This window comes from Variovorax sp. 278MFTsu5.1, assembly GCF_048305045.1.
GTDB classification, from domain to species: domain Bacteria; phylum Pseudomonadota; class Gammaproteobacteria; order Burkholderiales; family Burkholderiaceae_C; genus Variovorax; species Variovorax guangxiensis.
Map to the genome: position 1 here is coordinate 4,297,200 of NZ_CP157622.1, position 15,663 is coordinate 4,312,862.

17 protein-coding genes and 2 riboswitches are annotated in these 15,663 nt (G+C 67.1%); of the genes, 9 read left to right on the forward strand and 8 right to left on the reverse strand.

Annotated elements, in window-relative coordinates; translation table 11 throughout:
- Positions 1-61: 61 nt before the first annotated feature.
- The 6 genes from ABL844_RS19975 (at position 62) to gcvP (ending at position 6,658) form a co-directional block, all read left to right on the forward strand.
- Positions 62-520, forward strand: coding sequence for a hypothetical protein (locus tag ABL844_RS19975; protein ID WP_418128654.1), 459 nt, complete (start codon positions 62-64; stop codon positions 518-520).
- Between the two features lie 113 nt (positions 521-633).
- Positions 634-1,182, forward strand: a complete 549-nt coding sequence (locus ABL844_RS19980) for a hypothetical protein (protein ID WP_418128655.1) — start codon at positions 634-636, stop codon at positions 1,180-1,182.
- A 49-nt stretch (positions 1,183-1,231) separates the two neighbouring features.
- Positions 1,232-1,642 (forward strand): YkvA family protein, encoded by a 411-nt coding sequence (locus ABL844_RS19985; RefSeq protein WP_418128656.1) that lies wholly within the window; start codon positions 1,232-1,234, stop codon positions 1,640-1,642.
- Positions 1,643-1,688: 46 nt separating this feature from the next.
- Positions 1,689-1,786: riboswitch (glycine riboswitch) on the forward strand.
- A 12-nt stretch (positions 1,787-1,798) separates the two neighbouring features.
- Positions 1,799-1,912, forward strand: a riboswitch (glycine riboswitch).
- Between the two features lie 45 nt (positions 1,913-1,957).
- The gene (gcvT, locus tag ABL844_RS19990; protein ID WP_418128657.1) at positions 1,958-3,130 is read left to right on the forward strand and encodes a glycine cleavage system aminomethyltransferase GcvT; all 1,173 of its coding nucleotides are present in this window, start codon (positions 1,958-1,960) and stop codon (positions 3,128-3,130) included.
- A gap of 72 nt (positions 3,131-3,202) precedes the next feature.
- Positions 3,203-3,574, forward strand: coding sequence for a glycine cleavage system protein GcvH (gcvH, locus tag ABL844_RS19995; protein ID WP_418128659.1), 372 nt, complete (start codon positions 3,203-3,205; stop codon positions 3,572-3,574).
- A gap of 168 nt (positions 3,575-3,742) precedes the next feature.
- Entirely contained in the window at positions 3,743-6,658 is a 2,916-nt protein-coding gene (gene gcvP, locus ABL844_RS20000) for an aminomethyl-transferring glycine dehydrogenase (protein WP_369661753.1), read from the forward strand.
- Positions 6,659-6,692: 34 nt separating this feature from the next.
- On the opposite strand, the gene ABL844_RS20005 is transcribed toward gcvP, so the two are convergent.
- From ABL844_RS20005 to ABL844_RS20035, 7 genes are all read right to left on the reverse strand, one after another.
- Positions 6,693-6,947, reverse strand: a complete 255-nt coding sequence (locus ABL844_RS20005; RefSeq protein ID WP_418128661.1) for a hypothetical protein — start codon at positions 6,945-6,947, stop codon at positions 6,693-6,695.
- A gap of 107 nt (positions 6,948-7,054) precedes the next feature.
- Positions 7,055-7,963, reverse strand: coding sequence for a DUF3014 domain-containing protein (locus ABL844_RS20010; RefSeq protein WP_418128662.1), 909 nt, complete (start codon positions 7,961-7,963; stop codon positions 7,055-7,057).
- A 124-nt stretch (positions 7,964-8,087) separates the two neighbouring features.
- On the reverse strand, positions 8,088-8,765 hold the full coding sequence (locus ABL844_RS20015; RefSeq protein ID WP_418128663.1) for an alpha/beta hydrolase: 678 nt from the start codon (positions 8,763-8,765) through the stop codon (positions 8,088-8,090).
- 26 nt (positions 8,766-8,791) lie between these two features.
- Complete coding sequence (locus ABL844_RS20020; protein WP_418128664.1) at positions 8,792-9,838, reverse strand: NAD(P)H-dependent flavin oxidoreductase; 1,047 nt, start codon at positions 9,836-9,838, stop codon at positions 8,792-8,794.
- Positions 9,839-9,930: 92 nt separating this feature from the next.
- Entirely contained in the window at positions 9,931-11,232 is a 1,302-nt protein-coding gene (locus tag ABL844_RS20025) for a UDP-N-acetylglucosamine 1-carboxyvinyltransferase (RefSeq protein WP_418128665.1), read from the reverse strand.
- Positions 11,233-11,451: 219 nt separating this feature from the next.
- On the reverse strand, positions 11,452-11,769 hold the full coding sequence (locus tag ABL844_RS20030; protein ID WP_418128666.1) for a hypothetical protein: 318 nt from the start codon (positions 11,767-11,769) through the stop codon (positions 11,452-11,454).
- On the reverse strand, positions 11,766-12,509 hold the full coding sequence (locus ABL844_RS20035; RefSeq protein WP_418128667.1) for a hypothetical protein: 744 nt from the start codon (positions 12,507-12,509) through the stop codon (positions 11,766-11,768). The genes ABL844_RS20030 and ABL844_RS20035 overlap by 4 nt, the downstream gene beginning before the upstream one ends.
- Positions 12,510-12,588: 79 nt before the next feature.
- On the opposite strand from ABL844_RS20035, the gene ABL844_RS20040 reads away from it, so the two are divergent.
- A complete protein-coding gene (locus ABL844_RS20040; RefSeq protein WP_418128669.1) occupies positions 12,589-13,005 on the forward strand; it encodes a GFA family protein in 417 nt (138 codons plus the stop codon).
- Between the two features lie 5 nt (positions 13,006-13,010).
- Here ABL844_RS20040 and ABL844_RS20045 read toward each other — a convergent pair whose 3' ends face one another.
- Positions 13,011-13,370: a hypothetical protein gene (locus tag ABL844_RS20045; RefSeq protein ID WP_418128671.1), complete on the reverse strand. Its 360-nt coding sequence runs from the start codon at positions 13,368-13,370 to the stop codon at positions 13,011-13,013.
- A gap of 366 nt (positions 13,371-13,736) precedes the next feature.
- Here ABL844_RS20045 and ABL844_RS20050 point away from each other — a divergent pair, with 366 nt between their 5' ends.
- Together ABL844_RS20050 and ABL844_RS20055 are read left to right on the forward strand one after the other, a co-directional pair.
- Positions 13,737-14,315 carry a dihydrofolate reductase family protein gene (locus ABL844_RS20050; RefSeq protein WP_418128672.1) on the forward strand — a complete coding sequence of 193 codons (579 nt, stop codon included), beginning with the start codon at positions 13,737-13,739 and terminating at the stop codon, positions 14,313-14,315.
- Positions 14,316-14,625: 310 nt separating this feature from the next.
- Positions 14,626-15,627, forward strand: coding sequence for a Bug family tripartite tricarboxylate transporter substrate binding protein (locus ABL844_RS20055; protein WP_184636871.1), 1,002 nt, complete (start codon positions 14,626-14,628; stop codon positions 15,625-15,627).
- Positions 15,628-15,663: the final 36 nt, after the last annotated feature.

Consider the following 15,663-nt stretch of genomic DNA (forward strand, 5'->3'; position numbering starts at 1 on the left):
GCTGCCAGAATCGGGCGCAGGGCCGAGGGGCCGGCGAAACGACAAGGAGGGACACCGCGCCATGAATCGATTCCTGAGCTGCGTACTGGGGAGCGTGCTGCTGGCTCCGGCGGCCTTCGCCGCCGGGCCGGCAGCGACCACCGCGCCGGCAGCCGCCGCCGCACCGGCCGATCCCGCAGCAGACATCCGCGAAGTCGAAGCCGCAGTGCGCGCCTGGGCCGCCGCATGGTCCGCACGCGACGTGGCCCGCTACCTCGCCGCCTATGCGAGCGACTTCACACCCCCGCGCGGCCAGGACCGCAAGGCATGGGAGACCGATCGCCGCACGCGCATCGAAGAGAAGGCCGCCATCAGCGTGGAGATCGACAGCCTCGTCATCAGCCTCAAGGGGCAGGCGGCCACCGCCAGCTTCCAGCAGACCTACAGCGCCGACAAGCTGCGCGAGAAGAGCCGCAAGACGCTGGAACTGCAGCGCGTGGAAGGCCGCTGGCTCATCCGCAAGGAGGGCGCAGGCGGCTGATGCAGGCGCCCGGACGAGGCGGGACTCAATGGCCCTGTAGGCCAAACGGTTCACGAAGATGTCACCACATGCAACCATGCTGCAGCCTTCGTTTCCCCAAGGCTGTGGCTGCCATGTTTCCCACCAAGACCGACAAGGCGCGCAACGAACTCCAGGGCGGACAGCGCACGCTCACCCAGCGCGAACGCGCCCTGCTGCTGATGGCCGACGGCCGGCGCTCCCTGACCGACTTCAGTCCCCTCTTCGCCAACCGCGACGAAGCCGAGCGGACCATCCAGGCGCTGATCGAGAAGGGCTACCTGCAGGGCGCGAAGGCCGCGGCGGCGGAAGCCGAGCCCCCCGCACAGCCCGCGCCCTCGCCCATCCCCGCCGTCGAGCCGATCCAGGTCGCCACCTCAGCCGACACCTTCGACGGCAAGCGTTCGCTGGCGACCACGCGCATGTTCCTGTTCGACATCTGCGAGCGCATGTTCGTGCGCCGCGACCCGAAGTTCGCGCTGCAGATGCGCGACGCCCTGCGCGAGGCACGCGACCGCGAGGCCATGCTGACCATCGCCGCGCTGATGCTCACCGAGATCGAGAAGACCGCGGGCGCGGAGCGCGCCGAGTCGCTGCGCGAGCGCATCGACCGGCTGCTGCCGCCGGCCGAAGTGATTCACTAAGGACTTCGATCGGGGCGATGGCCGCCACGGCCTGTGACACCATCGCCGGGTGAATTCCCCGCCTCCCGCCTCCACCTCGTTGTCCGAGCGCCTTCGCAGCTGGGCCAGGCGCCTCAAGCGCGACGGCGTCACCCTCTGGTTCGCCTGCCGGCACGCCTCCACGCCCTGGTATGCGAAGGCGCTGGGTGTTTTCGTGGTGGCCTATGCGCTCAGCCCGATCGACCTGATCCCCGACTTCATTCCGGTGCTGGGCTACGTCGACGACGTGCTGCTGCTGCCAGGGCTGATCTGGCTCGCGGTCCGGATGGTTCCGGCGCCCGTGCTCGTCGAATGCCGCCAACGGGCCGATGCATGGATGCAGAGCACGGGTTCCAAACCGACCAGCCGCTGGGGCGCCGCGCTGGTCGTGGCCGTCTGGATCGCGGCCGGGCTCGGGGCCTGGTATCTGTGGGCGCGTTGAGCGCGGCGAGGCATATCCGCCGGCCGGGCCGCTCGATCAACTACACTCGCCGGGGTCAGGAGAGAGCCCCGCATGCCGGGGCCGCCGAAGGCGCAGGGGGCAAATTTCCCCCGAACGCTCAGGCAAAAGGACTGACGAGGCGCCGGTGAAAACCGGCGTTTCCTTGCTGGAGAGAGGCCGCCGCATCCAAAACAGGAGCAGCGGCCCACCGAAGGAGCAAACCCCGATCGTGGGGCGAATCTCTCAGGTAAAGCGGACAGCAGGGGTGGCCCATGGCTTGCGTCATGGATTTCGACTGCCCCTTTGGAGTGCCCCGTGGCCGCTTCCTCCGCATCCGCTACCGAACTTCTCAAGACGCCGCTGTACGACCTCCACCTGGAGCTGGGCGCCCGCATGGTGCCCTTCGCCGGCTATTCGATGCCGGTCCAGTACCCGGCGGGCCTGATGGCCGAGCACAAGCACACGCGCGACGCGGCCGGCCTCTTCGACATTTCCCACATGGGCCAGCTGCGCCTGGTCGGGCCCGACGCCGCGGCCGCCTTCGAGACCCTGATGCCCGTCGACGTGATCGACCTGCCCGCCGGCAAGCAGCGCTACGGCCTGCTGCTGGACGACGAGGGCGGCATCCTCGACGACCTGATGTTCTTCAACGAGGGCAACGGCTCGATCTTCGTGATCGTCAACGGCGCCTGCAAGGTTGCCGACATCGCCCATATCCAGAAGAAGATCGGCTCGCGCTGCGAGGTGCGCCCCCTGCCCGAGAACGCGCTGCTCGCGCTGCAGGGCCCGCAGGCTGCGGCCACGCTGGCGCGGTTGTCGCCCGGCGTCGAGCGCTTCGTGTTCATGACGGGCGGAGCGGTGCAGATCGACGGCATTGCGGCCTTCGTCACCCGCAGCGGCTACACCGGCGAAGACGGCTTCGAGATCTCGGTGGCCGCATCCGACGCCGAACGCCTCGCCCGCCTGCTGCTGGCCCAGCCCGAGGTCAAGCCCATCGGCCTGGGCGCGCGCAATTCGCTGCGGCTCGAGGCTGGACTTTGCCTCTACGGCAACGACATCGACACCACCACCACGCCCGTCGAGGCCTCGCTCAACTGGGCGATGCAGAAGGTGCGCCGCGCGGGCGGCGCGCGCGAAGGCGGTTTTCCGGGTGCCGCGAAGGTGCTCGCGCAGTTGGCCGCCTCCACCGCCGGCGCGGCCGGACACACCGACCACGACACGCTGAAGCGCAAACGCGTGGGCCTCGTCGCGCTGGAGCGCATTCCGGTGCGCGACGGCACAGTGCTGCAGTCTTTCGAGGGCCAGGACATCGGCACTGTCACCAGCGGCCTGCTCGGCCCCACGGCCGACCGCTGCATCGCCATGGGCTACGTGGCCACCGCGTTCGCCGAGCCGGGCACGCGCGTGCAGGCCATCGTGCGCGGCAAGCCGGTGCCGATGGAGGTCTCGACCATGCCCTTCGTGCCCACACGCTACTACCGCGGCTGAACGCGGCTGAACGCGGCCGACCGGCTAGGCTCTGCACCCCCGAACCATTTTTTCCACGAGGAGTTTTCCACCATGAGCATCAAGTACACCAAGGACCACGAATGGGTGTCGGCCGAAGGCGACGCGGCCACCGTCGGCATCACCGTGCACGCGCAGGACGCGCTGGGCGACGTGGTGTTCGTCGACCTGCCCGAAGTCGGCAAGACCTTCGCGCAGGGCGATGTCGCCGGCGTCGTCGAATCGGTGAAAGCCGCCGCCGACGTGTTCATGCCCGTGTCGGGCGAAATCACCGAAGTGAACGAAGCGCTGCGCGCCGACCCGTCGCTCGCCAACAGCGACCCGCTGGCCGCCGGCTGGTTCTTCAAGGTCAAGCTGAGCGACCCCTCGCAGCTCGACGCGCTGCTGGACGCGGCCTCGTACGACAAGTTCGCTGCCGAATCCTGATCCTCGAAATCGGACAGCCGAACGCAGAAGGAATACAAAAACTACGCAGAAGTCGCAGAAGAAACCGAATCATCTTTTGGTTTTCCTTCTGCGACCTCTGCGAAACCTTCGCGACTTCTGCGTTCTGACCCCGCTCCTCCGCCCCAAGCTCTTATCAACAGCACTGCCATGTCGAAGCCCGCTGCCCTTCCCACCCTGCAAGAACTCGAGAACGCCGAAGAATTCATTGCCCGCCACATCGGCATCGACGCGGCGGACGAGGCGCGCATGCTGCCGGCGATCGGGTCGGAAACGCGCGCCGAGCTCATCGAGGGCATCGTGCCCGCCGCCATCCGCCGCTCGAAGCCGATGCGCCTGCCCGCCCCGGTCACCGAAGCCGACGCGCTGGCCGAGCTGAAGGCGATGGCGTCGAAGAACAAGGTGTTCCGCAACTTCATCGGCCAGGGCTACTACGGCAACCACACGCCGGGCGTGATCCTGCGCAACATCCTCGAGAACCCCGCCTGGTACACCGCCTACACGCCCTACCAGGCCGAGATCTCGCAGGGCCGCATGGAAGCCCTGCTGAACTTCCAGACGATGGTGTGCGACCTCACGGGCATGGCCATCGCCAACGCCTCGATGCTCGACGAGGCCACGGCCGCCGCCGAGGCGATGACGCTGGCCAAGCGCAGCGTGAAGAGCAAGAGCAACGTGTTCCTCGTGTCGGGCGACTGCCATCCGCAGACCATCGAAGTCATCAAGACCCGCGCCGCGCCGCTGGGCATCGAGGTCAAGGTGAGCACCGTGTCGGAAACGCTGCCGCACCTGATGGTGAGCGGCGCCTTCTTCGGCGTGCTCGCGCAATACCCCGCCACCACCGGCCACGTGCACGACCTGCGACCGCTCGCGGGCCATGCGCACCAGTGCGACGCCGCCTTCATCGTCGCGGCCGACCTGCTGGCGCTGACGCTGCTGGCGCCTCCCGGCGAATGGGGCGCCGACATCGTCTGCGGCACCACGCAGCGTTTCGGCATGCCGCTGTGCAACGGCGGCCCGCACGCCGCCTACCTGGCCTGCCGCGACGAGTTCAAGCGCTCGCTGCCGGGCCGCCTGGTGGGCGTGAGTGTCGACACGCACGGCCAGCCCGCCTACCGCCTCGCGCTGCAGACGCGCGAGCAGCACATCCGCCGCGAGAAGGCCACTTCCAACATCTGCACCGCGCAGGTGCTGCCGGCCGTGGTGGCCAGCATGTACGCCGTGTACCACGGGCCCGACGGCCTCACGCGCATCGCGCAGCGCGTGGCCGCGCTCACCGCGGTGCTGGCCAAGGGCCTCGCGCAGATGGGCCGCGAGCCGGTGAACGCCACCGCATTCGACTCGCTGACCATCCGCACCGGCGAAGACACGCAGGCGATCATCGAACGCGCGCACGCGGCCGGCGTCAACCTGCGCCAGCGCCTGCAGCAGCACCTGGGCATCTCGCTGGACGAGACCAGCACGCGCGGCGATGTCGAAACGCTGTGGGGCCTGTTCGCGCCCGCCGGCAAGCAGGCGCCGCGCTTCGACGATCTCTCGGGCAGCACCACGCCGCTGATTCCCGAGGAGCTGCGCCGCAGCAGCGCCTTCCTCACGCACCCGGTGTTCAACACGCACAAGAGCGAGACGGCGATGCTGCGCTACATCCGCAGCCTGTCCGACAAGGACCTGGCGCTCGACCGCAGCATGATCCCGCTGGGCAGCTGCACCATGAAGCTCAACGCGACCAGCGAGATGATCCCCATCACCTGGCCCGAGTTCGCGAACATCCACCCCTTCGCGCCAGCCGACCAGCTGCAGGGCTACGCCCAGCTCGACGCCCAGTTGCGCGCCTGGCTGTGCGAGGCCACCGGCTACGCGGGCATCAGCCTGCAGCCCAACGCCGGCTCGCAGGGCGAGTACGCGGGCCTGCTGGCCATCAAGTCCTTCCACGAGGCCAAGGGCCAGGGGCATCGCAACATCTGCCTGATTCCGTCGTCGGCGCACGGCACCAACCCGGCCAGCGCGCAAATGGTCGGCCTGCAGGTGGTGGTGACGGCCTGCGACGCGCAGGGCAACGTCGACCTCGACGACCTCAAGCGCGCCTGCGAGAAGCACAGCGCCAACCTGGCCGCGGTGATGATCACCTACCCCAGCACCCACGGCGTGTTCGAAACCCGCGTGAAGGAGCTGTGCGAGCTGGTGCATGCGCACGGCGGCCGTGTGTACGTCGACGGTGCCAACATGAACGCGCTGGTCGGCGTGGCCGCGCCGGGCGAGTTCGGCGGCGACGTGAGCCACCTGAACCTGCACAAGACCTTCTGCATTCCGCACGGCGGCGGCGGCCCGGGCGTGGGCCCGGTCTGCGTGGTGGAAGACCTCGTGCCCTACCTGCCGGGCCATGCCACGGCCGGCGTGGCGTCGAACGGCGTGGGCGCGGTGTCGGCCGCGCCTCTGGGCAATGCGGCCGTGCTGCCCATCAGCTGGATGTACTGCCGCATGATGGGCGCCAAGGGCCTGCAGGCCGCGACCGAGACGGCCATCCTGAGCGCCAACTACATCAGCGCTCGCCTGAAGGACCACTACCCGACGCTGTACGCGAGCCCCAACGGCCACGTCGCGCACGAGTGCATCCTGGACCTGCGCCCGCTCAAGGACACCAGCGGCGTCACCGCAGAAGACGTAGCCAAGCGCCTGATCGACTACGGCTTCCACGCGCCCACGCTGAGCTTCCCCGTGCCCGGCACGCTGATGGTGGAGCCCACCGAGAGCGAGCCGCTGGCCGAGCTCGACCGTTTCATCGACGCGATGATCGCCATCCGCGGCGAGATCCGCCGCATCGAGGAAGGCGTCTGGCCGAAGGAGGACAACCCGCTCAAGCACGCGCCGCACACGGCCGCGAGCCTGCTGGGCAGCGAGTGGAGCCACCCGTACTCGCGCGAGCTTGGCGCGTTCCCGCTGGCCGAACTCAAGAGCGCCAAATACTGGCCGCCGGTCGGCCGCGTCGACAACGTCTACGGCGACCGCAACCTGTTCTGCAGCTGCGTGCCTGTGAGCGAGTACAGCGAGGAAGCCGAAGAGGCCTGAGCGAAGTGACCGAGGGAAAGGAAGCCGCGTCCTTCTATGACGAAGGGTCGCGGCGGTAGATCGCCCACTTCACGGTGAGGATGTCGGCCGCGATCTTCGCGGCATTGACGCCCGCATAGGCCTCCGACGGATCGAACATGAATGCCTCGCGGTAACGTTTGATCTGCGCGTAGTCCCGGTCGAAGGTCATCGGACCCATGAGTTCGGCGGGGTCTGTGCCCGCGGGAAGCGCGAGGAATTTCTCCGAATCGGTGGCACTCTGGTAGAGGTCGACGCTCATCTGGTTCATACGGTTGTCCTCCGGAGCTTGGGTTTCGGCAACCAAGCCTCCGCGACAACCGCAGGGCATGCAATCGGTGTGCGCCTACACGGAGCGCCGGAAGAACGCCCGCTGCGTCAGGGCTGCTTCTTCCTGGCCACGTCGCCCGTGGCCACCTGCTCGCGGAAGGCGCGCATGGCGGCCTTCACCTTGCGCTCGTTCTCCAGGCCCATGCGCACCATGATCTTCTGGCCCGAGGACATGGCCTCCAGCTGCGGATCGGCGTACTCGTAACGCACCCACGGGCGCTGCGAGGGAACGTCGCCCTTCACCTCGACCAGCCGCACCTGCACCGGACCGGCGGGCTCGGGCGCCTGCAGCAGGTGGTCGATCACGGCGACGAGCCTGTCGTTGAAGTAGCGCCCCGGATAGCCCAGCTCTTCATAGGCCTTCTGGAAGAGCGGATAGAGCCGCGCATAGGCCTTGGCCGCCTTCGCCGGATCGACCGACTCGGCGAACAGCACGATCGGGTTGTAGCGCGCCGCGTTGTTGGCGGCGATGACCTGCTTGTCGCCCTGCCCCGAGGTGATGAAGCGCTGTTTGGTCTGCTGCACCGGCCACGCGCTCGCGGGCGCCTGCTCGCGCGCGAGGTTGTCCACCGTCGCCACGAAGCGGCGCACGATGCCGTCGAACTGCAGGAAGTCGGCCACGTTCTTGCTGCCGAACAGGTCGACGAGCGCCTTCATCACGCGTGTATCGGTGTCGGTGGCAGTGGTCAGGCCCGCGTCGGGCACCGCGATCCCGTCCATCGGGTTTCGCGGTTCCTGGGGTTGAGGTGCGGGCGCGGGTGCCGGCGCGGGCGGCGCCCCGTCGTTCGGGGCCGTGGCCACCGGCGTGGCCTCGGGGGCCTGCTGCTGTTGCTGGTACCAGCGCCAGCCGAAGAACGCGGCCGCGAGCAGCACGAGCACGCCGACGACGATGGTTCCTATGGGCGTTTCGCGGCGGGGCCTGAACTCGGGGGTGTCGCGGGTGTCGCTGTCGGACATAGGGGCGGTTCCTTGTGCTGGAGTGTCAGGAAGGCGAGCGGCTATGGTGCACCAGATCGGGTCATGGCCGGCCCGCCTCGTCGTAACGCCCTGTGACGCGGCGACCGCGCTGAAGTTCAGTCGTTCAAGCTGGGCCTGCCTGCGCGCTCAGCGACTGCAGCCACGCCAGCGTGGCCTGCAGCTCGGCCGGACGGATCTCGTGCGCGCCCGGAAAGTCCGTGCCCGACAGCGCCAGCGGCAGCGTGCGCGCGAGTTCGCGCGTGGCCTGCGCCGCGCTCGGCGGAATCACGTTGTCGGCGCTGCCATGGCTCACCCACAGCGCCTTGCCCTCGAAGGCCTCGGGCGGCGCGATGTGCGGCACCATCTGCGACAGCAGCCGGCTGTGCCACACCATCGCGGCGCGCACGCTCTCGGGCTTGGTCAGCAGCAGCGACAGCGCCATGATCCCGCCCTGGCTGAAGCCGCCGACGATCACGCGATCGGCAGACACGCCGAGCTGCTGCGCGGCCGAGGCGACCATCTCGCTGACGAGAAAGCGGCTCTCGCGCTCCTGCTCCTCGTCGATGCGGCGCTCGCCACCGGGCAGCACCTCGAACTCGAACCACGCGTAGGAGTCGGGCGACAGCACATAGGGCGCGCGCAGGCTCAGCACGTGAAACTGCGGCGGCATCATCCGCGCGAGGCCGAACAGGTCCTGCTCGTTGCTGCCGACGCCGTGCATCAGCACCAGCAGCCAGGGCTCGCGAACACCGGGTTGCGCGCCGTGCGCGAGGAATTTCAGGGGCAGGTGAAGCTGGGTCATGGTCCTGGACTTTTCTCTTGTCGTTCTTATCGGCGGAATCCTTCTGCCAGCGCACGCGTGAGCTCGGCCGCCGGAATCTCGCGGCAGCCGGTCGCGTTCTGCCCCGACCACAGCGGAGAGAAGTCGCCGCTGCCCTTCGCCTCGGCCTTGGCGCGCAGCGGTGCGATGGCCGAGGTGGCCAGCGGAAACTCAGGAGCCGCCGAACCGATCGGGCCCAGGTCGCGCATCACGCGATTGACGATGCCGCGCGCCGGCCGCCCGGTGAAGAGATTGGTGAGCGCCGTGTGCCGCGCCGCCTCGCTCTTGAGCGCCGCGCGATGCAGCGCGCTGGTCGTCGCCTCGGGCGTCAGCATGTAGGCCGTGCCGATCTGCACGCCCGCCGCGCCCAGCGACATCGCCGCCGCCACGCCATCGGCATCCGCAATGCCGCCCGCGGCGATCACCGGCAGCTTCACCGCCTTGACCAGCTGTGGCAGCAGCGCGAAGGTGCCGAGCTGCTTCGTCAGGTCGTGCGAGAGGAAATGGCCGCGATGCCCGCCTGCCTCCAGCCCCTGCGCGATGACCGCGTCGGCGCCATGCGCCTCGAGCCACAGCGCCTCTTCGACCGTGGTGGCCGAGGCCAGCACCTTCGCGCCCCAGCCATGCACCTGCGCCAGCAACGCCTCGGAAGGCAGCCCGAAATGGAAGCTCACCACCGGCGGCCGGAACTCGGCCAGCAAGTCGGCCACTTCGGCGCTGAAGGGGTTGCGCCCCGGCCCGGCCGGAATGCTCGCGGCGTCGATGCCGTACTCGGCGTAGTAAGGCGCCAGCGCTGTGCGCCAGGTGGCTTCGCGCTCGGCGCTGGGCACGGGCGGCGTGTGGCAGAAGAAATTGACGTTGTAGGGCTTGTCGGTGCCAGCGCGGATCGCGGCGATCTCGCTGCGCAGGGCGTCGGTGCCCAGCATGGCCGCCGGCAGGGAGCCCAGGCCGCCGGCATTGCTGACCGCGATGGCCATCGCGCTGACCTGTATGCCGGCCATCGGGGCCTGGATGAGCGGAAGTTCCGTCCCGAGGAGTTGTTGCAGCGTGGTCATTCGAGGGCGCTCCTTCTGTTTCGTCGAATGCCGGCCATTCTCCGGCCAAGCCGGAGGTCGCCGCGGCGGCAGGGTCATCGCCCCGCTTCAGCTCACTCCTCGCTCGTCCACTCCACCTGCACGCCCAGACTGCGCAGGTTCTCCACGAAGCGCGGATGCGCGCGACGGATGGGCGCCGCGTTGCGGATCTCGGAGCGGCCCTCGATGCTGGCCGCCACCATGAAGAGCGCTATCGCCACGCGGATGATGTACGGGCTCTCGACCACCGCCGGCGTCAGCGGATTGCCGCCGAAGGTGATGAGCCGGTGCGGGTCGGACGAGAACACGTGCGCGCCGAACTTCGAGAGCTCGCCCGTCCAGCCCAGCGCGCCGTCGTAGACCTTGTTCCAGAACATCGCGTTGCCTTCGGCACGAACGCCCAGCGCGATGAAGATCGGCAGCAGGTCCACCGGGAAGTAGGGCCACGGTGCGGCCTCCACCTTGGTGAGCACGTTGCTCGTGAAAGGCGTCTGCACCTTCAGCGGGCCGCTGCGGATGGCGCGCGACCAGCCTTCCTTGTGCTCGATCTGCACACCGAACTTGGCGAAGGTGCGGTCCAGCAGCGGGAAGTTCTCGGGCGCGCTGTTGCGCACGATCACGTCGCCGCCGGTGATGGCGCCCAGCGCCAGGAAGGTGGTGATCTCGTGGAAGTCTTCGTCGAAGCGGAACTCGCCACCCTTGAGCGTGCCGCCGCCGTGCACCGTGAGCCGCGAGGTGCCGATGCCCTCGATGCGCACGCCGATCATCGACATGAAGCGGCAGAACTCCTGCACGTGCGGCTCCGAGGCCGCGTTGGTCAGCGTCGAGGTACCGTCGGTTGCCGCCGCGCACAGCACGAAGTTCTCGGTGGTCGTGACCGAGGCGTAGTCCAGCCAGTGGTCGGTGGGCATCAGCCGGCCCTTGCTGCGCACCAGCAGCGAGCCCTCGGTGCGCTCCACCTCGCCGCCGAAGCGCTGGAACACCTCCACGTGCGGATCAATCTCGCGCACGCCCAGCGTGCAGCCCTTGACGTTGTCCTCCAGACGCGCCACGCCGAAACGCGCCAAGAGCGGCGGCACCAGCATGATCGACGAGCGCATCTCCTCCGGCAGCCGGTGGCGCGACGCGTCGAAGGCCGTCTCGCGGTGGTGCAGTTCGAGCGTGCCCGTTTCGTGGTCCATGCGCACGTCGCTGCCGAGGGTGCGGAAGATGTCCAGGATCTTGCGCACGTCGGTGATGTCGGGCACCCCATGCAGGCGCAGCGGCTCCCAGGTGAGAAGCGTGGCGCAGAGCACCGGCAGCACTGCGTTCTTGTTGGCGGAGGGGGTAATGCGGCCACGCAGCGGCGTACCGCCGTGCACGATGAGGTTGGACATGGAGAAGAGCGCGCGAGAAGGCGGGAAAGCGACCGGGGTGGAGGCGGCAGGAAAAGATTCGGAAATAGTCCGAAACGGGAGACAGGACTTTACCGTCTGAAAGCGGCATGAACGGGGCCGAAGTTGTAAGAACTTCAACGCCGGAGCCGCTCAAATAACAATTCTTTCGCGTTACATCAAGCAAATTCCAGCGCACCTGATGGTCACGCCGGGCGCCGCCTACGCACCGAACAGCAGGGTCGCCAGTATCCAGGCCGCCCACAGAGCGGCATAACCGGCAGCCAACAGCACGCACCCGAAGGCAATGGCGTACGCGATGCGGCGGCCGGCCGTTGGTGCGCCAGGCACGTGACGCCAATAGATCCAGACCGCCCAGCCCAAGAGAATCGCGCCCTCGAGGACAAGGGTGAGGGTCGGTGCAAACGCTCCCAGTGCGGAGAACGCCTTGGTCCCGATGAACCCTGCCAGCATCTCGACCAGAGGTGAAGCAATCGCCCAGAGCGCAATGTGCGAGCCAAGTCGCCAGCTCGGCTTCATCGCAGCGCCTCGCCCTTGAAGAAATGCAATGGCATGGGTTGCTCCCACCCGGGTGTTTGGTAGCCGATCACATGGACCGCTGGCACGTAACCCATCACGCTTTTGAGGAGCGCAGCCAAGTACGAGCTGCTGTTGTATTCGCCGGGATTCATCTTGTCGCCCCGCAGCTTGGCCGGAGGACGATAGGGTGAGACATAGCTTGCAAAGTTGGTGGCACGAATCACCAACTCACGCGCGAAGGTCTCGCGACTCATCCCGGCCGGCGGATCGAGCGGAATCTTGACGATCACCCCGCCGGGCAACTCGTTGGTGTAGATGTTGGTCCTGATGCGCAAGAGATTGTGCAAACCTGCTTCCCCGAAGGTGGGCTGTCCATCAATCACGGTGATGCCGTTGTAGGCATCGTCAATGATGAGCGACAAATGCAGATCGGCGTAGGGACGCCCGATGTACCCCGCATACGTCGCAGCGATCCGCCCATAGAGCGTGAAGGTTGGCTCCGAGTGCTGTGCACGCCCAACTGTATTCATGTCTGTTGACATTGTCCTCCCTTGATTGGCCAGATGCCCTGGCGATGCCCGGCGCATGGTATCGATTCGGGCATGTGCCGCCAGCCAGCCCAAAGCCCTCGCGCCCCCACAACGTGTGTTTTTGCGCAAGTTGAAGCGCGTCGTGCTGACAATGAGGAGGAAGCCTGAGCCCCCGGGGCGGCGCCCATTCGCGACGAACTTGTTACTCACCCGCCCTGCCCTTGTCCAAATAAATTCGTTGCCTCCCGCCAGCTCTCGCTGTCCAGGCAACCTCGAAAGGACAAGACAAATGAACTCCTCCTACACCGGCGGCTGCGCATGCGGCGCGATCCGCTACGAGATCCCCTCCGAGCCGATCTTCCAGAACCACTGCCAGTGCCTCGACTGCCAGCACAAGAGCGGCACCGGCCACGGCTCGTACCTGAGCTTTCCGCGCGGCGGCGCGAAGCAGACCGGCAACGCCACGCTGTGGGACATGGTCGGCGATAGCGGCAACGTCAAGACCCGCGCGTTCTGCCCCACCTGCGGCTCGCCCGTCTACATGACCTATGCGGCGATGCCGGACGTCATCACTGTGCATGCAGCGAGCCTTGATGACCCGAGCCGGTTCAGGCCGCAGGCGGTGACCTATGCAGTGCGGGGGCACGAATGGGACGCGCAGGACCCGGCGCTGACGAGATTCGAGCGGATGCCGCCGGGCAATTGAGGCCCCTACCCCGTCATCGCCTCGCACTGGATTTCGATCCGGGCATGAAGCAGACCCAGCGTCGCCGAGAGCAGCCGCTGCAGCGAGTTGCGCTGGCAGGCATCGAAGAGTGGCGCGGGGTCTGCGTCGGACGAAGCGGCATCGCGCCGGTCTTCGTCCCAGCCAAGCAACTGGATCAGCGTCTGCGCGCCCTGCACCACGTCGCGGGCATCGTTGAGGAATGCGGCCTGGCTTTGTTGCGAAGAGTCTCCGAGCCGGTCGCCCTGAACCCATTCGAAAGGCTTGAACTGGGCGTCGGGGCGATAAGGCGTGCAAGTGCAGCGAGCGTCGGCGCTTGCCGCGTCGTTTGAAGAAGCATTGGCCATGATTGGGCCTCCCAAGGATGTCGATTTGCAGAAACCGACGCCCTCGCTTCCAAACAAGGGCGGCAGCTCGAACAGGTTGGAAGACCGGGACATCCTTGCGGAAACCGGCAGGGCGCGAGCCCTCCCGTTCGAGCCGCCTAAAAATTAGGCGCAAACGAAAAAGCCGCAGACCAGTGCGGTGGCTGCGGCTCTCGTCGCAGGATGTCGGCGGGCTTCCAAACCCGGCCCCGCTCATCACGAGGCGGGGGCAATGTAAGCGCTGCGGACAGAGCTAGTCAAGTTTGGGACGACAGAGTTGCGCGAAGCTGGACGACGGTTCAGCATCCGCAGTCCCTCCAACCCCAACAGTCAAACACGGAGACCCGGATGAGAAAGCTCAAGCTCATGGAGCACGTGTCGCTCGACGGCGTGATCCAGCCCTCCAGCGAAGACGGCTTCCCCTATGCCGACTGGACCGCGCCCTACCGGACTCCCGCCGGCCGGGACGAGGTGCTTGCCGCGCACGGCGGGCGCTTCGATCTGCTGCTGGGCCGGCGCACCTACGACATGTGGTCGGACTACTGGCCGAAGGCGCCCAGCGGCCCGATGTCGGATGGCCTGAATGCGGCCACCAAGTTCGTCGTCACCCATCGTCCGGAAAGCCTCGCGTGGGGGCCGTTCGAAGGCGTCGGGCCGGACTTGGTCGAGGGCGTGCGGCGCGTCAAGTCGCAGGCCGGCCCCAACCTTGTGCTGTGGGGCAGTTCCACGCTGACATCTGCCCTGCTGGCGCATGGGCTTGCGGATGAAGTCCTGCTGATCGTCTACCCGGTGCTGGTGGGCACGGGCAAGCGCCTCTTCGCCGAGGGGACGCCGGGGTGTTCCTTCGAACTCGCCAGCACGAAGACGACGCCGTCCGGCCTACTTCTCAATACCTACAAGCTCGCCGGGCCGCTGCAGCCCGCGTAGCGAGTCGGACGGCGCGGGCCAACCCGCCCAGGCTGCGCAGCGACACCACAGGCTGGCGCGCGAGCAGCGAAGACTCCTCGGATCGATCTGGCTCATCCGCAGCTCTGAACGCGGCGGGCGCCGCTTCGGCGGCCTCGACCGCCCCCATACGATTCCCATATGCCTGCCCGGCCAAACGGTATTGGACGAGGCCCTCACCCCGGTTCGATGATTGTTCGATGACAAGCCATTCGGGCAATTGAGCGCAGACGCACACGGTGCGTGCACGTGATTTGGGCGCCATCTCTTAGAGCAACGATGGAGACAACGGATGAAAGTTCGATTCCTGTTCGTGTGGATTGCTGCGTCCATGGGCCTGCTTTCCATCGGCATGTCCGGTCAGGCTCAGGCAGAGGCGCAGACGCAGGCAAGCGACGCTTCCCAGCGCTCGTCGCGGATCGTCATCGGCTACCCACCGGGTCAATCCGTCGACACGGTGGGGCGATACCTGGCATCCGCCTTGAGCAGGAAGCTGGACCGCAATTTCTTTGTCGAGAACGTTCCGGGTCAAAGCGGAAGCATCGCGCTGGGCAACGTCGCCAGATCGACCGGCGACCTGAACACGCTGACCTTCTCGGCATCTTCGGCGCTGGTCATCAATCCGATCCTCTTCAAGGCCGTGCGATACAACACGCTGAAGAACTTCGAGCCGGTCGCGACGCTGTACGACACCCCGCTGCTGCTGCTCGTCAATTCCAAGCTGCCGATCGATTCGGTGGAGTCGCTGGTCAGCTATGCGAAGAGTCATCCGGGGGAGATCAGTTTCTCATCGCCGGGCGTGGGAAGCGTTTCGCATCTCGCGATGACGGAGTTCATCCGGCGTACCCAACTGAAGTTCGTGCACGTTCCCTATCAGGGCGCTGCGCCGTCCCTGACGGCCCTTGCCGCAGGCCAGGTGCAGGTGACCTTCGAAGGGGTGGCTGCCGCGACGCCGCTCTTGCAAGGCGGCCGCATCAAGGCCTTGGCCATCAGCAGCGCGAAGCGGCTGCCCAAGCTCGAATCGATTCCCACAGTTGCCGAATCGGGGCTTCCGGGATTCGATGTCGTGCCATGGGTCGGCCTGCTGACGCCCAGCGGTGTCGCGCCGGACAAGGTCGCGGAGATCTGGAACGCAGTGCAGGCCATCCTGCAAACCGACGAGTACACGGCCTTGATCGAGCAGGTTGGAGGAAGACAAGCGGTTCGATCACCCCCGGAATTCCGCAAGTTCCTCCAGGAGGAGGTTCCGCGCTGGCAGGAATTCATCAAGGTTTCAGGAGTGACTGCGGAATAGGAAAAAGCTGTGCGAACCGGGCCCGAGGTTCCGCTC